We start from the raw sequence: 15,956 nt of genomic DNA on the forward strand, positions 1-15,956 counted from the left end.
CGCCCATCCCTTGACGGGGCGCGGCCGGAAGTGGGTTGATAGCCACACGTTGACAACGTTGTCAAGAAGCAAACCTTCGGGGGATCGAAGGGATGGTGTGGGGATGCGACGGTGGTTAGCGGCCGTATCGATCACGATGGTCAGCGTGCTGGGTCTGACTGCCTGCGGAGGCGACGGCGGCGGACAGGCATCGCAATCACCCGCGGCGGACAGCGGCGGGAAGCAGCAGGTTGAGGTCTTCTCCTGGTGGACGGGACCGGGTGAGGCCGACGGCCTGCAGGCGATGAAGAAGATCTTCGAGGAGAAGAACCCGGACTACTCCTTCTTCGACGCCGCGGTGGCGGGCGGCTCCGGTGACAAGGCCAAGGCGCTGCTGCAGTCGAAGCTCCAGGCGAACACCCCGCCCGACACGTTCCAGGGCCACGCGGGCGCCGAGCTGCAGGGCTACATCAAGGCGGGCAACCTGGAGGACCTGACCCCGCTCTACGACGAGCTGAAGCTGAAGGACGTCTTCCCCGAGCAGCTCATCGAGCAGATCAGCGTCGACGGCAAGATCTACTCCGTGCCGGTGAACATCCACCGCTCCAACGTCCTGTGGTACAACCCGGGCGTGCTCAAGGAGGCCGGGGTCTCGGGTGCGCCCAAGACGATCGAGGAGTTCATCGCGGCGCTGGAGAAGGTCAAGGGCACCGGCAAGATCCCGCTGTCCATCGGCTCCGAGTGGACGGTCACCCACCTGCTGGAGAGCGTGCTGCTCGGCACGCTGGGCGCCGACAACTACAACGCGCTGTTCAAGCCGGGCGCCGACTGGAACAGCGCGCAGGTGACGACCGCCCTGGAGAACTTCGCCAAGATCATGGAGTACGCGGGCGACCCGCAGGACGACTGGCAGCCGGCGGCCAAGCAGGTGGCCGACGGCGAAGCGGCGTTCAACATCATGGGCGACTGGGCGTACGGCTACTTCCACAACCCGCCGGAGGGCGGCCTCGGCAAGACGTCGAAGACGGACTTCGACTGGGCGCCGTCGCCCGGCACCGAGGGCACCTACCTGTGGCTGTCCGACAGCTTCACGCTGCCCAAGGGCGCGAAGAACCGCGACGGGGCGCTTGCCTGGCTGAAGGTGGCCGCCAGTAAGGAGGGCCAGGACGCCTTCAACCCGAAGAAGGGCTCCATCCCCGCCCGTAAGGACGCCGACCAGTCGCTCTACACCGACTACCTGGCGGACGCGCTGAAGGACTGGCAGAGCAACAAGCTCGCCGGCTCCATCCAGCACGGTGTGGCGGTGAACCAGCCCTGGCTGGCCGCGATCAACGAGGCGGTCGGCCTGTTCATCGGCACCAAGGACGTCAAGGCGCTGCAGCAGGCCCTGGCCGACGCGGCCGCGGCCAACGCGCAGTGACGCTCCTGGTGCATCGCTCGACAACAGCCGCTCGATAAACGGCACAGGCGCGGCGGGCCCGGCTTGCGGGCCCGCCGCCCCCGTGGGAGGTCATGCTTGTGAGGCGGGCACGCTCGTGGCTGCCCGGGCTGCTCCTCGTGACACCGTCGATCATCCTGATCGCTGTCTTCGTGTACGGCATGCTGGGCTGGAACTTCCGCCTGGCGATGACCGACCAGCACGACGAGGTGTCCGAGGGCGAGTTCGTGGAGCTGCAGAACTTCGTGGACATCTGGGACCAGTCCCGGTGGCACCTGTCCGTGAACCACGCGATCATGTTCACGGTCGTCTTCGTGCTGGGAGCGCTGCTGCTCGGGTGGCTCCTGGCGTTCCTGATGGAGAAGGGGATCAGGGGCGAGGGCACGTTCCGCGCGATCTACCTGTTCCCGATGGCCATCTCGTTCGTCGCGACCGGCATCGTGTGGCGGTGGCTGATGAACTCCGGCACGGGGGAGCGGGCGGTCGGTCTGAACCGGCTGTTCGACTGGCTGGGGCTGCCGCAGTGGCAGTGGTTCCGTGACCCCGACTGGGGGATGGCCGCGATGGCACTGCCAGCGATATGGCAGATGTCCGGATATGTCATGGCACTTTTCCTGGCGGGGTTCCGCGGCGTCCCCGAGGAGCTGCGCGAGGCCGCCCGGGTGGACGGCTGCAACGAGTGGGGCGTCTACCGGCACGTGGTGCTGCCCATGCTCCGGCCGGTCACGCTGTCTGCGCTGATCATCCTCGGCCACATCTCGCTCAAGGTCTTCGACCTGATCGTCGCGGTGTCCGGCAAGCAGATCATCACCGACGTGCCCGCGGTCTTCATGTGGGTGGCGGTGTTCGACTCGCACGACCCGGCCAAGGGCGCCACGATCGCGTCCTACATCGTGCTCAGCGTGGCGATCTTCGTGATCCCGTACCTGATCTGGTCGGTGCGTAAGGAGAGGCAGGAGAGGCGGTCATGACGGCGGTGGCCGGGCGCAGGGCGGCGGGCTTTCAGTACGTGCGGCTCGCCGTGCTCATCCTGTTCGTCCTGATCTTCCTCATCCCGATCTACGTGCTGCTGGTCACCAGCTTCAAGCCGCTCACCGAGGCCGACCCGGGGCAGGCGTGGAACCTGCCCCAGACGTGGACGACCGAGGCATGGAGGGTGGCCTGGGAGAAGCTCGCGCCGGGCCTGTGGAACAGCGTGCTGCTCGCGGTGCCGGGCTCGCTGCTGTCGTGCGCGCTCGGCTCCATGAACGGCTACGTGCTGTCCAAGTGGCGCTTCCCCGGGGCCGACGTGCTGTTCACGCTCTTTCTGTTCGGGATGTTCATCCCGTACCAGGGCGTGATGATCCCGCTCGTGCAGCTCCTCGTCGGGCTGAACGACCTCACCGGGCTGGACGGCGTCTTCTACGGCGGCATCCCCGGCCTGGTGCTCGCGCACGTCGTGTACGGCATCCCGATCTGCACGCTGATCTTCCGCAACTACTATGTGACGATCCCCGACGAGCTGATCGAGGCGTCGCGGGTGGACGGGGCGGGCATGCTCCGCGCGTACTGGTCGGTCGTCCTGCCGGTGTCGGGCAGGCCATCGCCGTGGTGATCATCTGGCAGTTCACCTCGATGTGGAACGACTTCCTGTTCGCGGTGTTCCTCACCGGGCCGACGAGCTGGCCCACGACCGTGATGCTGAACAACATCGCGGGTGCGCAGGCCACCCCGTACAGCCAGCAGATGGCCGCCGCCATCCTGGCGTCGATCCCGACGATGCTGATCTACGTGCTGCTCGGCCGGTTCTTCATGCGCGGGCTCATGGCGGGCGCGCTCAAGGGCTGACACGGGCCTGCCCGGGCCGGATCCGGGTGACTCAGGTCGGCCCGGCTCAGCCCGGGGCGGCTCGGGTCAGCTCGGGTCAGCTCGGGTTGGCGAGGTGGGCGATGGGCTCGCCGCGTACGTAGCGGGCCACGTCGGCGGCCACGATCGCCGCCGCCTTCTTCGCCGTCTCCTTGCTGGCCCCGGCCAGGTGCGGGGTCATCACCAGGTTCGGCGTCGTGAGCAGGCGCGACCCCGGCGGGATCGGCTCGTCGGGGAAGACGTCGCACGCGGCGCCGAACAGGTGGCCGGACTCGAGCGCGTCGCACAGCGCGTCGTAGTCGAGCAGCGCGCCCCGCGCGCAGTTGACCAGCACCGAGCCCTTCGGCATGGCGGCGATCTCGGCCGCGCCGATCATCCCGGCGGTCTCGGGGGTGGCGCGGGCGTGCAGGGAGACGAACAGCGAGCGTTCCAGCAGCTCGCGCAGGCCGACGTTGCCGGGCGCGGCCACGTACGGGTCGTGCACCAGCACGTTCGCGCCGAACCCTTCGAGCATGCGGGCCACCCGGCTGCCGATCGCGCCGTAGCCGATCAGGCCGACCGTGTTGCCGTCGAGCTCGGGCCCGACCTGGTCGTAGGAGTAGTAGTCGCTGCGCCACGCGCCGCCCTTCAGCTCCGTGTGGGTCTGCGGGATGCGGCGGGTGGCGGCGAGCAGCATCGCCAGGGTGTGCTCGGCGGTGGCCACCGCGTTGCGGCCGGGTGCGAACGTCACCTTCACCCCGGCCTCGGTGGCCGCCTTGAGGTTGGCGTTCACCGGACCGCCCCGGCTCACGCAGAACAGCCGCAGGCCGGGCGAGGCGTCCAGCACGCGCTTGGTGAGCGGCGCCATCTGGGTGACGCACACCTCGACGCCGCGCAGCGCCTCGATCAGCTCGTCCTCCACGTCGGACGCCTCGTCCACCTCGCCCACCGGGCCGAACGGCACGACCGGCCAGGGCAGCGTCAGCTCGCGGACGTCCAGCTCACCGGGCACGGCGCTCTTCAGCGCGTCGATGAGCAGGTCGTTCCTGACGAAATGGTCGCCTGCGGCGAGGACTTTGAGTGTCAACGAACGGCTCCAATCGGGGAGTTGTACTGCAGCAGCGCCACCCGTCCCGTGCCGGCCTCGTCCAGGCGCAGCTCGGTCAGGGCGCAGTTGTCCAGCCGGGGAACAGCCGGCGGTACTCGCCGAGCGGCAGCCCGAGCAGCCGGCACAGGGAGAGCCTGATGGCGGTGGTGTGCGCGACGACCAGCACGCGGCCGCCCGCGTGGGCGGCGGCGATGTCGCCGAGCGCGGCGACGAACCGCTCGGCGGCGGCGTACGGGTCCTCGCCGCCCGGCAGCGGATGCGCGGCGGGGTCGGCCTCGAACGCGGCCCTGGCCTCGGGGAAGCGGGCCTTCATCTCGGCCGACGTGAGGCCCTCGCCCTGGCCGAAGTCCAGCTCGCGCAGCCGGGCGTCGGTGCGCACGGAGAGCCCGGCCCTGGCCGCGGCGGTCTCTGCGGTGATCACCGCCCGGCTCAGCGTGGACGCCCACACGGCCGCGAGCCCCGCTCCCGCCGCCCAGGAGGCCAGCTCGGCGGCCTGCTCGTGGCCGCGCGGCGTCAGCTCGATGTCGCTGATCCCGGCGTAGCGGTTCTCGGCGTGCCAGACGGTCTCGCCGTGGCGGACGAGCACGAGGTCGGTCATCGGGCGGTCCTCTCGCGGGCGTGTGCGGCGGCCCGGCCGTCGAGCCAGCCGCGTTCTTCCAGCTCGGCCACGAACCGCAGGTACGGCTCGCGCACGCCGGTGTCCACGGGCTCGACGACGGCGCTGGTCCTGATCATCGCGTCGGGGTCGCCGCCGGCCAGGACGGCCATGCCCAGCGCGGGCTCGGCGTTCTCACGCAGCGTCACCGGGCGTTCGAGCACGTCGGCGCGGAGCCGCGTCCAGTACGCGCTCCTGGTGGCCCCGCCGGTGAGGATGATCTCGCCGTCCACGGGCGCGCCGAGCAGGTCGAGATAGTCGAAGCAGAGCCGTTCGACGAAGGCCGCGCCGAGCAGGATGGCGGCGTAGCGCTCCACGTCGTCGGCCGGCTCGCCGAGCGTGAAGCCCTCGGCGCCGGGCGCGGCGAACGGGAACCGCTCGCCCCGCGAGACCAGCGGGTACGTGACGGCGGGCGGCAGGCGGCGGCCGTAGCGCTCGGCGGCCTGCCGGCTGAGCGCGTCGAGGTCGGCGCCGGGCAGGTCGCGGGAGAGCACGCCCGCGCCCGTGCTGGACGCGCCGCCGGGCAGCCAGGAGCCGTCGGGGGCGCGGTGGGAGTAGACCACGCCGAGCGGGTCGTGGATCAGCTCCTTGGTGACGCCCTTGAGCACCAGCGTCGTGCCGAGCACCGAGTTCCAGCTTCCCGGACGCCGGGCGCCCGCGCCGAGCTGGGCGGCGCAGCCGTCGGTGGTGCCGGCGATCACCGGGGTGCCCTCGGGCAGGCCGGTCTCCTCGGCCGCCGCCGCGCACACCGTGCCGAGGCGGGCGCCTGGGCGTACGACGCGGGGCAGCGTGCCCTCGGGCACCCCCAGCGCGTCGAACACCTCCTCCGGCCAGCGCTCCTCGATCAGGTCCACGCCGGTCTTGAGCGCGTTGCTCAGGTCGGTGGCCACGTCGTGCCCCACCAGGCGGCGGTTGACGAAGTCGCTCTGGTGCGCGGCGCGGGCTCCTCGCGGGGCGTCCCGCAGCAGCCACAGCAGCTTCGGCAGCGCCCAGTTGGGCTGCATGCGGCGGTAGCCGAGGCGCTCCCACACCGCCGCGCCCGCCTCGTTGGCGCGGGTGGCGTCGGCGCGGCGGTCGTCGTACATGAGGGCGGGCGTCAGCGCCCGGCCGCCCGCGTCGGTGAGCAGGATCGTGCCCGAGGTGGCGTCCACGGCCACGCCCTCGACCCGCTCACCGCCGGGCACGCCGCGCAGCGCCTCGCGGGTGGCCGTGGCCAGCTCCCGCCACCACTGCTCGGGGTCCTGCTCGTGCCGGGGGCCGTCGCGGTGGCTGGTCAGCGGGCGGCTGCCGGTGCCCAGCACCCGTCCGTCCGCGGCCACGGCGAGCGCGCGTACGCTCTGCGTCCCGAGGTCGATGCCCACCCACACGCTCATGAACGGCTCCTCAGCTCGGCGAGCAGCGGCCAGGTGCCGGCGGCGCCGCCGCGCAGGGTCAGAAAGTCGGCGAAGAGGTCGTCGTAGAAGGCCCGGCGGGCGGGGTCGGGCTCGACGGGCTCGCGCAGCCGTACGTGCCGGGCCGCCGCCTCGGCGACGGACGGCGCCGCGCCGGTGGCGGCCAGCCCCACCAGGGCCGCGCCCCGCGCGCCCACCTCGCTGTCGGCGGAGCGGTGCACGGGCAGCCCGGTGACGTCGGCGATGAGCCGCAGCCAGACCGCGCTGTTGGCGCCGCCGCCGCACACCCGCAGCTCGGTCGGGGCCGCTCCGGTCGCCTCCAGGCAGTCGCGGATCACCATCGTCAGCCCTTCGAGCACGGCTCTGGCGACGTGCTCGCGGCCGTGCTCGAACGACATGCCGTGCAGCGACCCCCTGGCCTGCGGGTCGGAGAACGGCGCGCGCTCACCGGCCGGCGACAGGTAGGGCAGGAACGCGAGCCCCCGGGCGCCCGGTTCGCTGGTCGCGGCCAGCTCGCCCAGCTCGGCGGGGGCCGACAGCCCCAGCAGGCGGCACGTCCACTGCACGACCTCGGTGCCGGCGAAGGTGGGGAAGGCCCGCAGGTAGCCGCCGGGCAGCGCGATGGTGATGCCGGTCGGCGGGCCGTCGAGGTCGGGGGATGCGGCGATGACCTCGGTGCACAGCGTGGTGCCGAGGATGCCGCACGCCTGTCCCGGGCTGACCGCGCCGGAGCCCAGCGCGGTGGCGGCGATGTCGTACGGGGCCATCACCACCGGCGTTCCCGCCGCAAGGCCCAGCGTCTCGGCGGCCCGCGCGGTGAGCCCGGCGACCGGGCACGGCCGGATCGGCGGCAGCAGCCGCTCGGCCCACTCCAGGCCGAACAGGGCGAGCAGTTCGGGGGAGTACGCCCGCTCGGTCAGGTCCATGAACGGCGCCGAGGCGTCGGACTCGTCGGCCGCGATCTCCCCGGTCATCCGGGAGTAGATCCAGCCGCCGCAGGTGAGCATGGCGCTGGACCGGTCGAGCCGGTCGGGGTCGTGGGCGCGCAGCCAGGTGAGGATGGCGTGCGGCAGCCCGGACGCGGCCGAGGAGCCGTTGCGCCGGAACGCCGTCTCGGCCAGTCCGTCGCGCGTCCACGCGGCGACGATGGCGGCGGCCCTGGCGTCGTTCCACAGGATGGCCGGGCCGGTGGGCTCGCCGGCCGCGTCCACCAGCCAGCAGCCGTCGCCCTGGGCGGTGACCGCCACCAGCTCGGCGCCGCCGGTCCTGGCCGCGACCTCGCGCACGGTCTCGGCCACCGCGTCCCACACGGCGTGCATGTCCTGCTCGGTGTGGCCGGGTGCGGGCCTGGTGACGACGGTCTCGCGCCGGGCGACGGCCGTCTCCAGGCCGGACTCGTCGTAGCCGACGGCCTTGATGACGGTGGTGCCGGCGTCCACGCAGATGATCGCCATCATGCCCTTCCATGTGAGGTCCTGGACCGGCGCGAGATCGAGTCGACGATCTCAAGACAGGGGCTGCCCGCGCACGGGCGGACACCCCTGGGTGTCCATCACGGTAGCGCGCAGTCAGAAACTTTGTCCAGCACAGATGTTCAGCGCTGGCGGTGTGAGGATCAGAGCGGTGTGAGGATCAGAGCGGTGTGAGGATCAGAGCGGTGTGAGGATCAGAGCTGGTGAGCCGCCGCCACCAGGCCCTCGGCCGTGGGCGTGTCCGTGACGAGCTGGTTGAAGTAGCCGCCCCGCGCGCCGGCCATGATCGAGAGCACCTTCTCGGCGCCCACCGCGACCGCGATCGAGCACGGGATGCGCCGCAACTGCTCCTGCTTGGCGGCGACCAGCCGCTCGCCGCCCGGGTACGTCACCGGCTCGCCGTCGCGGTCGTAGATCCGCATGCACACGTCGCCCACCGCCTGGCGCAGGCTCTCGGCGTCGCGCGGCATGAGCGAGGGCACCGTCTGCCGCATCAGCGGCGGGGAACCGACGCCCACCAGCGCGCACTTGGCCCGCTCCCACAGGTCCATCACCCGGCGCACCGACGGCTCGTGCTGCAGCGAGTAGAACAGCTCGGGTCCGGGCAGCGCCGGCGCATAGAGGTAGGCGGGCACGCCGCCGACGCGTTCTGCCAGGATGCGGGTGGTCTCGTTGGTCTGGAACCAGGGCTGCGGCTCCTCCTGGCCGCCCACCGCCGGGGCGATGGTGACGCCGGGGTAGCGGCCGAGGTCCTCGCGGGCGCACTCGTAGACCGTGGTGCCGGAGGAGACCAGCACGACGTCGCCCGGCTCCAGCCCGGCCCCGGCCAGCGCGCGGGCCACGCCGGGGGCCAGCCAGGGGCCGAGCGCCGGGCCGCTGACCTTCGGCACCAGGTGGACGCGGTCGAGGCCGAGCAGCTCGGCCACCTCGGCGGCCAGCGGGCCGTCGCCGAGCGAGGCCGGGCGGTGCACCCTGATCTCGACGATGCCCTGCCTGCGCGCCTCGGTGAGCAGCCGGCTCACGGTGGCCCTGCTGACGCCGAGCCGCTTGGCGATGTCGCCCTGGGTGGCGTCCTCCAGGTAATACTGCTGGGCCGCGGTGTACATCAGCTCCTGGGGAAACCTGGCCTGCGCCTCGGGTGCGACGTCGGCGGCATTCATGCGCGCGCTCCTGAATGGACTGTGAACAGATTTTCAGAACTGATGCGCAACCCACTATAGCCACGTGCCCTTCGCGCGTGCCGGAGGAAAGGTCAGGCCCCGATCAGGGCGTCGCCGAGCGGGGTGCGCGCGTACACGACGCTGCGGCCGGTGCGGGTGCCGGCGATCAGGCCCGCGCCGCGCAGCGCCGCCACGTGCTCGCCGGCCGTGCCCACGCTCTGCCCGAGCAGCGCGGCGAGCTGCGTGGTCGTCGCCGGCTCCGCCAGCTCGGCGAGGATGCGGGCCCGGCTGCGGCCGATCAGCGCCGCCAGCCTCTCGGGTGCGGGCCGCGCCTGCCCGTACGCGGCGATGCCCCTGGCCGGGTAGACCAGCGCGTACGGCCAATCCTCCTCCAGGTACGCGCCCACGCTGTCCATGAACGCCGACGGCAGGAACAGCAGCCCCCTGCCGCCCAGCCGCCGCTCCTGCCCGTGCATGCTGCGCAGCTTCACCTCGATCCGCCCGCCGCGCCAGCGCACCTGCGGGCTCAGGTCGTCGAGCGCCGCCTGCCAGCCGTACGCCGCCAGCCGCCCCGCCCGGTAGGCCACGTCCCGCTGCAGCACCGCGCGCAGCCGCGGCCAGTCGTGGACCAGGATCTCCGTCCACAGCGCCTCGTACGCCCGCGCGACCAGCGTCACCACGTCGGGGCCCAGCAGCAGCTCCCGCACCCAGCCCGGCACCGGGGGCCGCTCGGCCAGCACCTGCTCGATCTCCGCGTGCGCCCGTGACACCGGCGTGGCCCGCACGGCGGCGATCTCCGCCTCGAACGGCACGTCCACGGCCGTCGGCGGCGGCGCGACGAAGTCGACGTTCGAGCCCGGGTTGCCGGTGATCGCCATGGCGGCCCGCAGCGCCGGCAGCTCTTCCTCAAGCCGCCGGTACGTCTCGCGCCACCGCGCCGCCCACGGCTCGTGCGCGCCCGCCCGGTAGCGGCCCGCCAGCACCCATTGGGCGTGCATGGTCTCGATCAGCGGCGAGATGGCGAACCTGCTGGCCATCACGTCCTGCGGCACCACCTCGATCGTCACCACCTTTCGGTTATATCCGAAAAAGTCGCCCCACCTTCGGGGCGGGCCCGAGCATCGGGAACCGTGAAAAGCGCGACGTTCGGCGAGGTCTTCGCCGTCAAGGAGTTCCGCGTCCTGTTCGGCAGCTTCGCCCTGATGATCGGCGGCGATGTGATCAGGATGCTGGCGCTGTCCGTGCTCGTCTACGCGCGGACCGGCTCCGCAGGGCTGTCGGCGGCGGCGTACATGGCCGGGTGGCTGCCGTACATCGCAGGCGGGCTGCTTCTGATCTCGCTGGCCGACCGGCTGCCGCCGCGGGCGCTGATGATCGCGGGGGAGCTGGTCAGGGCCGTCACCTGCCTGCTGCTCGCCTACGCCGGGCTGCCGGTGTGGGCGATGCTGGCGCTGGTGCTGGCCACGGGGCTGTTCTCGCCCGTCTTCTTCGCGGCGCGGGCGGCGATGCTTCCCGAGGTGCTGCCCGGCGACGCGTTCGTGCTCGGGCGCTCGCTGCTCAACATGGCGTCGGCGAGCGCGCAGGTCGCCGGGCTGGCGGCGGGCGGAGCGGTCCTCGCCGTCGTCGGTCCCTCAGGGGCGCTCGCGATCACCGCCGTGCTGTCGGCGGTGGCGGCCGTGGTGCTGCGGCTCGGGCTGCCGTACACCGCGGCGCGGGGGAACGGCGGGCCCGGCGCGATACGCCAGACGCTGCGGGTCAACCGGCGGCTCATCGCCGACGGGCGCGTACGCGGGCTGCTGCTCGCCATGTGGCTGCCATGCGTGTGCCTGGCGGGGGCCGAGGCCATGGTGGTGCCGTACCTCGGCGGGCAGGGGCAGGCCGGGATGGTGCTCGCGGCGGCGGCCGTCGGCATGGCGGCGGGGGAGTTCGCCGTGGGGCGCTTCGCGGCGCCCGCGCTGCGCGAGCGGCTGTCGTTCCCGCTGGCGCTGCTGCTCGGCGTGCCGTGGACGGCCTTCGCGCTCGGGCCCGGCATCGGGTGGGCGGCGGTGCTCGCGGCGCTCGGCGCCGCAGGGCTGTCGTACCAGCTCGGGCTGCAGCGGCGGTTCGTGGACGCGGTGCCCGAGGAGGTGCGCGGGCAGGCGTTCGGGCTGCAGTCGGCCGGGCTGATGACGGGGCAGGCGGCCGGCGCGGCGCTGATCGGCGCGCTCGGCGAGGTGATCGCGCCGGGGTACGCCATGGCCGCGTCCGGGCTGGCCGGGGTGGTGGTCGCGGTGGCGCTGGCGGGCGTGCTGCGCTCACCGGCCGTCCGCGTCCCCGCCTGAGCCCGCGGTCCCCGCCCGCACACGCGTCCTTGTGTGAACGCGCCCGGTCCGTGGCGTCGGGGGACGCGCGTCGGGAGCCGGCCAGGGGCGGCTCGCCCTCAGAAGCCGGTCGGGGGCAGCTCGCCCGAGCCGCGCACGATGAGGCGTACCGGCAGCTCCACGTGCTCCGAACGGCCGGTGTCGCCGCCCAGGCGGCGGAAGAGCAGCTCGGCCGAGACCCGCCCCATCCACGCCGGATCCTGCGCCACCACCGTCACCCCCGGGTCGAGCAGGTCGGCCAGCTCGAAGTCGTCGAACCCGACCAGCGCGATCCGCCGCCTCTCCAGCGCCCGCAGCGTCGTCACGGTGTAGCGGCCGTTGCCGGTGAACAGCGCCGTCGGCGGGTCGTCGAGGGCGAGCATCCGCTCCAGGTCCGTACGGATCGTCTCCAGCGACGGCGGCCGCATGGCCACCAGCCGCTCGTCGTACAGGCCGCCCAGCTCGTCCCGGTAGCCGCGCAGCCGCTCGGCTGCGGTGAAGATGGCCGGGTCGTCGCCGAGGAAGGCGATCCTGCGGTGCCCGTGCGCCATCAGATGGCGTACCGCCAGCCGCGCACCGCCCGCGTTGTCGGCCAGCACGGTGTCCACGTCGAGCCCCGCGCCCGGCGGCCGGTCGGCGAAGACCACCGGCGTCCCCGCCTCCAGCTCGGGCCGCAGATAGGTGTGGTCGTCACCGGCCGGCACCACGATCAGCCCGTCCACGCGCCGCGCGCAGAACGTCTCGACCAGCTCCCGCTCCCTGCCGGGCTCCTCACCGGACGAGCCGCTCAGCAGCAGGCAGCCGTGCTCGATCACGACGTCCTCGACCGCCCGGCTCAGCCCCGAGTAGAACGGGTCCGCCACGTCCTCGATGACCAGCCCGATCGTGGCGGTCCTGCCCCTGCGCAGCACGCGCGCGCTCTCGTTGCGGCTGTAGCCGAGCCGCTCGATGGCCGCGCGCACGCGCTCGGCGGTGGCCGGGTGGACGCCGGGCTCGCCGTTCACGACGCGCGAGACGGTCTTGAGCGCGACGCCGGCCGCCGAGGCGACGTCCTTCATCGTCGGTCTCACGCCTGGATCATTTCCTACTCGGGAGGGGCGGACAACGTTGTCAAGCGGTTGTGCCAGAGTGGTCGTCTATGTCGTTGAGATCCGCCGTGCTCGTGGCCGGGTTCGCCCTGGCCGCGCTCAACCTCCGCCCGGCCATCGCGGGCGTCTCCCCGCTGCTCGACGAGATCATGGGCGACGTGGGCCTGAGCCCCGCGGGCGGCGGCGCGATCACCACCGTCATGGTCGTCTGCCTGGGCGTGTTCGGGCCGGTCACGCCGCTGCTCGCGCGCCGCATCGGGCTCGACCGCACGCTGCTCGCCGGCCTGCTCGTCATCGCCGCGGGCGTCGCCGTACGCGGGCTCGACGGCGCGCCGCTGCTCTACATCGGCTCCGCCCTGGCCGCCACCGCCATCGCGGTCATGAACGTCTCCATGCCCGGCGTCGTCAAGCAGCACTTCCCCACCCGCGTCAACCTCATGACCGGCGTCTACGTCTCGGCCGTGGTCGCCGGTGCCGCGCTCGCCTCCGCGCTGGTGGTCCCCGTCGAGCACGCCACCGGCGCCGGCTGGCGCGGCGTCACGGCGCTGCTCGCCGTGCCCGCGCTGCTCGCGGCACTGCTCTGGCTGCCGCAGGCGTTGCGCGGCAGGCCGCAGGTGGGCTCCGACGGCCCGCGCCCGTTCGGCGCCGTGCTGCGCAGCCGCGTCACCTGGTACGTCACCGCGCTGATGGGGCTGCAATCGCTCACCTTCTACGTCATGCTGGCCTGGCTCCCCACCATCTTCCTGGAAGCGGGGCTGCCCGCCGACCAGGCCGGCTACCTGCTCAGCCTGACCAACGCGGTGCAGGTCGGCACCTCGCTCGCGGTGCCCGTGCTGGCCGGGCGGCGCGCCTCGCAGGTGCCGTACGTGGTGGGCGCGTGCGTGCTGACCGTGCTCGGCTACCTCGGCATGCTGCTCGCCCCCACGACGCTGCCGTGGGTGTGGATGATCGTGCTGGGCATCGGCCAGGGCGCCTCGTTCGCGCTGGCGCTGCTGATCATCGCGCTGCGTCCCGCCGACCCTGCGGCCGTGACCGCGCTGTCCGCGGTCGCCCAGTCCGTCGGCTACGTCGTCGCGGCGCTCGGCCCGATGCTGTTCGGCTACCTCAGGGAGATCTCCGGCGGCTGGACGGTGCCGCTTTCGGCCGGACTCGGCGTACTGGTGGTGCAGCTCGTGGCCGGATGGCTGGCCGGTCGCCCTGCTACGTTGGAGGGAGCCCGACGATGATCGAAGGGGAGTCCCGCGTGCTGACCGACACGCTCCGGCGGCTGGCGGACGAGCGCGGCGGGGTGCTCGGAGTGGTGCCCGGCCTCGTCATCGACCCTGACGGCTCCTGGACCCCGGTCACCGAGCTGGTGCGGGAGCCGTACACGCTGCTGACCGAGCTGGTGGACGAGACGGCCGCGCGCTGGAACGCCCCGAGGCACGTCGGCGCGGCGCTGTTCTGGAAGACCTACGGCTATTGGCACGCGCTGCCGCTGGCGCTCGGGTGGGCGCTCGGCGGGCGGGTGCCGATCATGCCGTTCGACGCCACGTACTTCCAGGTCTCGCCCGCCGGGGTGACGCTGGCCGCCTCCCGCGTGCGCTGGGACACCGGCGTCGGCGCCATCCGCGAAGCGCTGGAGGAGTCGCAGCGCCCGCTGGTCGAGGCGATCAACGCGCTGACCAAGGTGGGCGAGCGCACGCTGTGGGGCTCCACGGCGGAGGCGTTCGCCCACCCGCTGACCACGATCGTGCCCGGCGACTACATGGAGCTGCTGCGCTTGATCGGGCCGCCGCTCGACGGGCTGATCGAGCCCGCCGGCGACGGCTACTTCCGCAGGACCTGCTGCCTGTGGATCACCCTGCCGGACGTGGAGCCCTGCGGAAGCTGCTGCGTGCTCAGGCCCGCCGCGCGGGCGCGTGCGGCCTCAGGCGACTGACCCGACCGGCTGCGCCTCGGGCACGGCCTCCTGCCCGGTGATCGGCTCCGGGACCGGCTCGTCGATGGGACGCAGCTCGTCGGCGTAGCTCACCGAGACGCGGCGCATGACGCCCGTGCCGTCGATGGAGTACTGGCCGAGCCGCCACAGCGGCGGCGAGTACGCGTGGATGGACACGCTCTGGTCCACTGCGCCCGTCAGCCGGTGGATGTGGTCGGGACCGAACGAGAACGACTGACCCTCCGTCACCACCGTCTCCAGGTGCTCGCCGCCGATGCGCGGGTTGCACTCGCGCAGCGCGCCCTGCACCACGCGCACCGCCCCCGAGGAGATGTCGTGGTCGTGCCAGCCCGTGTCGTCCTCCGGACGCCAGCACAGCAGCCAGACGTCCACGTACGCGTCGCGGTAGAGGGAGGCGTAGTGCCGCCCGCCGTCGGCGGGGAAGTCCACCTGGTCGCGCCACTCCTCCGGATGGGCGGCCAGCTCGTCCACCAGGTCGCGCAGCTCGCGCCGGTCGAGAGTGCGCTCGGGGAGCCTGGAGCAGGTGCCCCCGTCCTGGATCTGGTCAGTGCTCACGTACGAGTCTCCTTTCTGTTCAGCAGACGACGGGGGTTGACCACCCGGATGGCGTGGCCTGCGGCCGCGCCGAGCCCGGGATCGGGTGCGGTGGCGTAGGGGGCGTCGGATCCGTTGACCACGACGTCGATGCCGAGCTCGCGGACGATCGCGTCGATCGCGCGCGGGCCGTAGGAGGAGGTCTCCACGAAGAAGTCGCGGTCCACCAGGCCGCGCCCGCCGCCGCCCCTGGTGATGAGGCGTTCGGAGTGCAGCGGCGCGAGGCCGGCGAGCAGCGCGAAGCAGACCCGCAGCCGGGGATGCCTGGGCCGGACGACGGCGTGGAAGTAGTGCCATGCCTGGTGCATCTGCTGGACGTACGGCACCAGCGCGGGCCACCAGGGCGGCGTGCCCGGGGTCAGCGCGGCCGGCCCCGGATGCACGAACAGCGGCAGGTTCCTGCCGGTCAGGACTTCGAGGATCCGGTCGTCGGGGACGGCCGTGGCGGGGATCTGCAGGCCCGCGAAGCCGCGGTCGAGATCCTTGGCCAGGCGCTCGGGGTCGATGTCGCTGTGGCAGGTGGCCGCCCACGCGCCGTACGGCTCGCCCAGCGCGAGCGCGCCGTCGTGGTAGGCGTCGATCAGCGGCCAGGCGTCCTCGGGCGGCAGGAACTCGATGCCGAGCGGGCTCGACAGCGACACCAGCGCGAGCTCCAGGCCGGTCGTGTCGCGCCCTTCGTGATCGGCGGGGTTCACCTCGTACGGCGGCTCGCCGTCGAGGATCAGCGTCCAGCCGTCGAGGTACGGCGGGCGGGTTCTGGTGCGCAGCGCATCGACGAATCCGGGCGTCCACAAGTGCTGGTGCACGTCGATCGTCATGCCGTCACTCCCTCCTTCCCCGCCATTTCCTACTCACAATACATGTAAACCGGTCTGCCTGCGCAAGGGTCAGAGTGAACCGTTTCAGTGATACGGTTCAGTGAAACGCTTCACGAAGGTCATGTCAACGGGCGTTTCTTACGTAAAA

Annotated in this window: 16 protein-coding genes; 7 read left to right on the forward strand and 9 right to left on the reverse strand. The window is 72.6% G+C overall.

Translation table 11 applies throughout. The features are described 5' to 3' along the window. The first annotated feature begins 136 nt into the window (after nt 1–136). The 4 genes from WBK31_RS01390 (at nt 137) to WBK31_RS01405 (ending at nt 3,244) form a co-directional block, all read left to right on the forward strand. Nucleotides 137–1,399, forward strand: coding sequence for an ABC transporter substrate-binding protein (locus WBK31_RS01390; protein WP_364059567.1), 1,263 nt, complete (start codon nt 137–139; stop codon nt 1,397–1,399). Between the two features lie 92 nt (nt 1,400–1,491). Then, nucleotides 1,492–2,388, forward strand: coding sequence for a carbohydrate ABC transporter permease (locus tag WBK31_RS01395; protein ID WP_406674205.1), 897 nt, complete (start codon nt 1,492–1,494; stop codon nt 2,386–2,388). Next, a complete protein-coding gene (locus WBK31_RS01400; RefSeq protein ID WP_406674206.1) occupies nt 2,385–3,011 on the forward strand; it encodes a carbohydrate ABC transporter permease in 627 nt (208 codons plus the stop codon). The genes WBK31_RS01395 and WBK31_RS01400 overlap by 4 nt, the downstream gene beginning before the upstream one ends. Next, on the forward strand, nt 3,008–3,244 hold the full coding sequence (locus WBK31_RS01405) for a hypothetical protein (RefSeq protein WP_406674207.1): 237 nt from the start codon (nt 3,008–3,010) through the stop codon (nt 3,242–3,244). The genes WBK31_RS01400 and WBK31_RS01405 overlap by 4 nt, the downstream gene beginning before the upstream one ends. A gap of 76 nt (nt 3,245–3,320) precedes the next feature. On the opposite strand, the gene WBK31_RS01410 is transcribed toward WBK31_RS01405, so the two are convergent. From WBK31_RS01410 to WBK31_RS01435, 6 genes are all read right to left on the reverse strand, one after another. Beyond that, nucleotides 3,321–4,328, reverse strand: coding sequence for a 2-hydroxyacid dehydrogenase (locus WBK31_RS01410; protein WP_364058770.1), 1,008 nt, complete (start codon nt 4,326–4,328; stop codon nt 3,321–3,323). Between the two features lie 76 nt (nt 4,329–4,404). Further along, on the reverse strand, nt 4,405–4,947 hold the full coding sequence (locus WBK31_RS01415; protein WP_378784974.1) for a histidine phosphatase family protein: 543 nt from the start codon (nt 4,945–4,947) through the stop codon (nt 4,405–4,407). Beyond that, complete coding sequence (locus tag WBK31_RS01420) at nt 4,944–6,377, reverse strand: FGGY family carbohydrate kinase (protein ID WP_364058764.1); 1,434 nt, start codon at nt 6,375–6,377, stop codon at nt 4,944–4,946. The genes WBK31_RS01415 and WBK31_RS01420 overlap by 4 nt, the downstream gene beginning before the upstream one ends. Then, nucleotides 6,374–7,852, reverse strand: a complete 1,479-nt coding sequence (locus WBK31_RS01425) for an FGGY family carbohydrate kinase (protein ID WP_406674208.1) — start codon at nt 7,850–7,852, stop codon at nt 6,374–6,376. Before WBK31_RS01425 ends, WBK31_RS01420 begins: the two co-directional genes overlap by 4 nt. A gap of 209 nt (nt 7,853–8,061) precedes the next feature. After that, entirely contained in the window at nt 8,062–9,027 is a 966-nt protein-coding gene (locus tag WBK31_RS01430) for a sugar-binding transcriptional regulator (protein WP_406674209.1), read from the reverse strand. A 92-nt stretch (nt 9,028–9,119) separates the two neighbouring features. Further along, a complete protein-coding gene (locus WBK31_RS01435) occupies nt 9,120–10,097 on the reverse strand; it encodes a DUF5937 family protein (RefSeq protein ID WP_406674210.1) in 978 nt (325 codons plus the stop codon). 60 nt (nt 10,098–10,157) lie between these two features. Here WBK31_RS01435 and WBK31_RS01440 point away from each other — a divergent pair, with 60 nt between their 5' ends. Then, nucleotides 10,158–11,348 carry an MFS transporter gene (locus WBK31_RS01440; protein ID WP_364058752.1) on the forward strand — a complete coding sequence of 397 codons (1,191 nt, stop codon included), beginning with the start codon at nt 10,158–10,160 and terminating at the stop codon, nt 11,346–11,348. Nucleotides 11,349–11,446: 98 nt separating this feature from the next. Here WBK31_RS01440 and WBK31_RS01445 read toward each other — a convergent pair whose 3' ends face one another. Next, nucleotides 11,447–12,436 (reverse strand): LacI family DNA-binding transcriptional regulator, encoded by a 990-nt coding sequence (locus WBK31_RS01445; RefSeq protein WP_406674211.1) that lies wholly within the window; start codon nt 12,434–12,436, stop codon nt 11,447–11,449. Between the two features lie 68 nt (nt 12,437–12,504). Here WBK31_RS01445 and WBK31_RS01450 point away from each other — a divergent pair, with 68 nt between their 5' ends. Beyond that, entirely contained in the window at nt 12,505–13,680 is a 1,176-nt protein-coding gene (locus tag WBK31_RS01450; RefSeq protein WP_364058749.1) for an MFS transporter, read from the forward strand. Beyond that, nucleotides 13,677–14,375 (forward strand): (2Fe-2S)-binding protein, encoded by a 699-nt coding sequence (locus WBK31_RS01455; RefSeq protein ID WP_364058746.1) that lies wholly within the window; start codon nt 13,677–13,679, stop codon nt 14,373–14,375. The genes WBK31_RS01450 and WBK31_RS01455 overlap by 4 nt, the downstream gene beginning before the upstream one ends. On the opposite strand, the gene WBK31_RS01460 is transcribed toward WBK31_RS01455, so the two are convergent. Both WBK31_RS01460 and WBK31_RS01465 read right to left on the reverse strand, forming a co-directional pair. After that, nucleotides 14,364–14,951, reverse strand: a complete 588-nt coding sequence (locus WBK31_RS01460; protein ID WP_378784968.1) for a cysteine dioxygenase — start codon at nt 14,949–14,951, stop codon at nt 14,364–14,366. The genes WBK31_RS01455 and WBK31_RS01460 overlap by 12 nt on opposite strands. Further along, complete coding sequence (locus WBK31_RS01465) at nt 14,948–15,808, reverse strand: amidohydrolase (protein WP_364058740.1); 861 nt, start codon at nt 15,806–15,808, stop codon at nt 14,948–14,950. Before WBK31_RS01465 ends, WBK31_RS01460 begins: the two co-directional genes overlap by 4 nt. Between the last annotated feature and the right edge of the window lie 148 nt (nt 15,809–15,956).

This window comes from Nonomuraea sp. N2-4H (genome assembly GCF_045291505.1).
Taxonomy (GTDB): Bacteria; Actinomycetota; Actinomycetes; order Streptosporangiales; family Streptosporangiaceae; genus Nonomuraea; species Nonomuraea fastidiosa.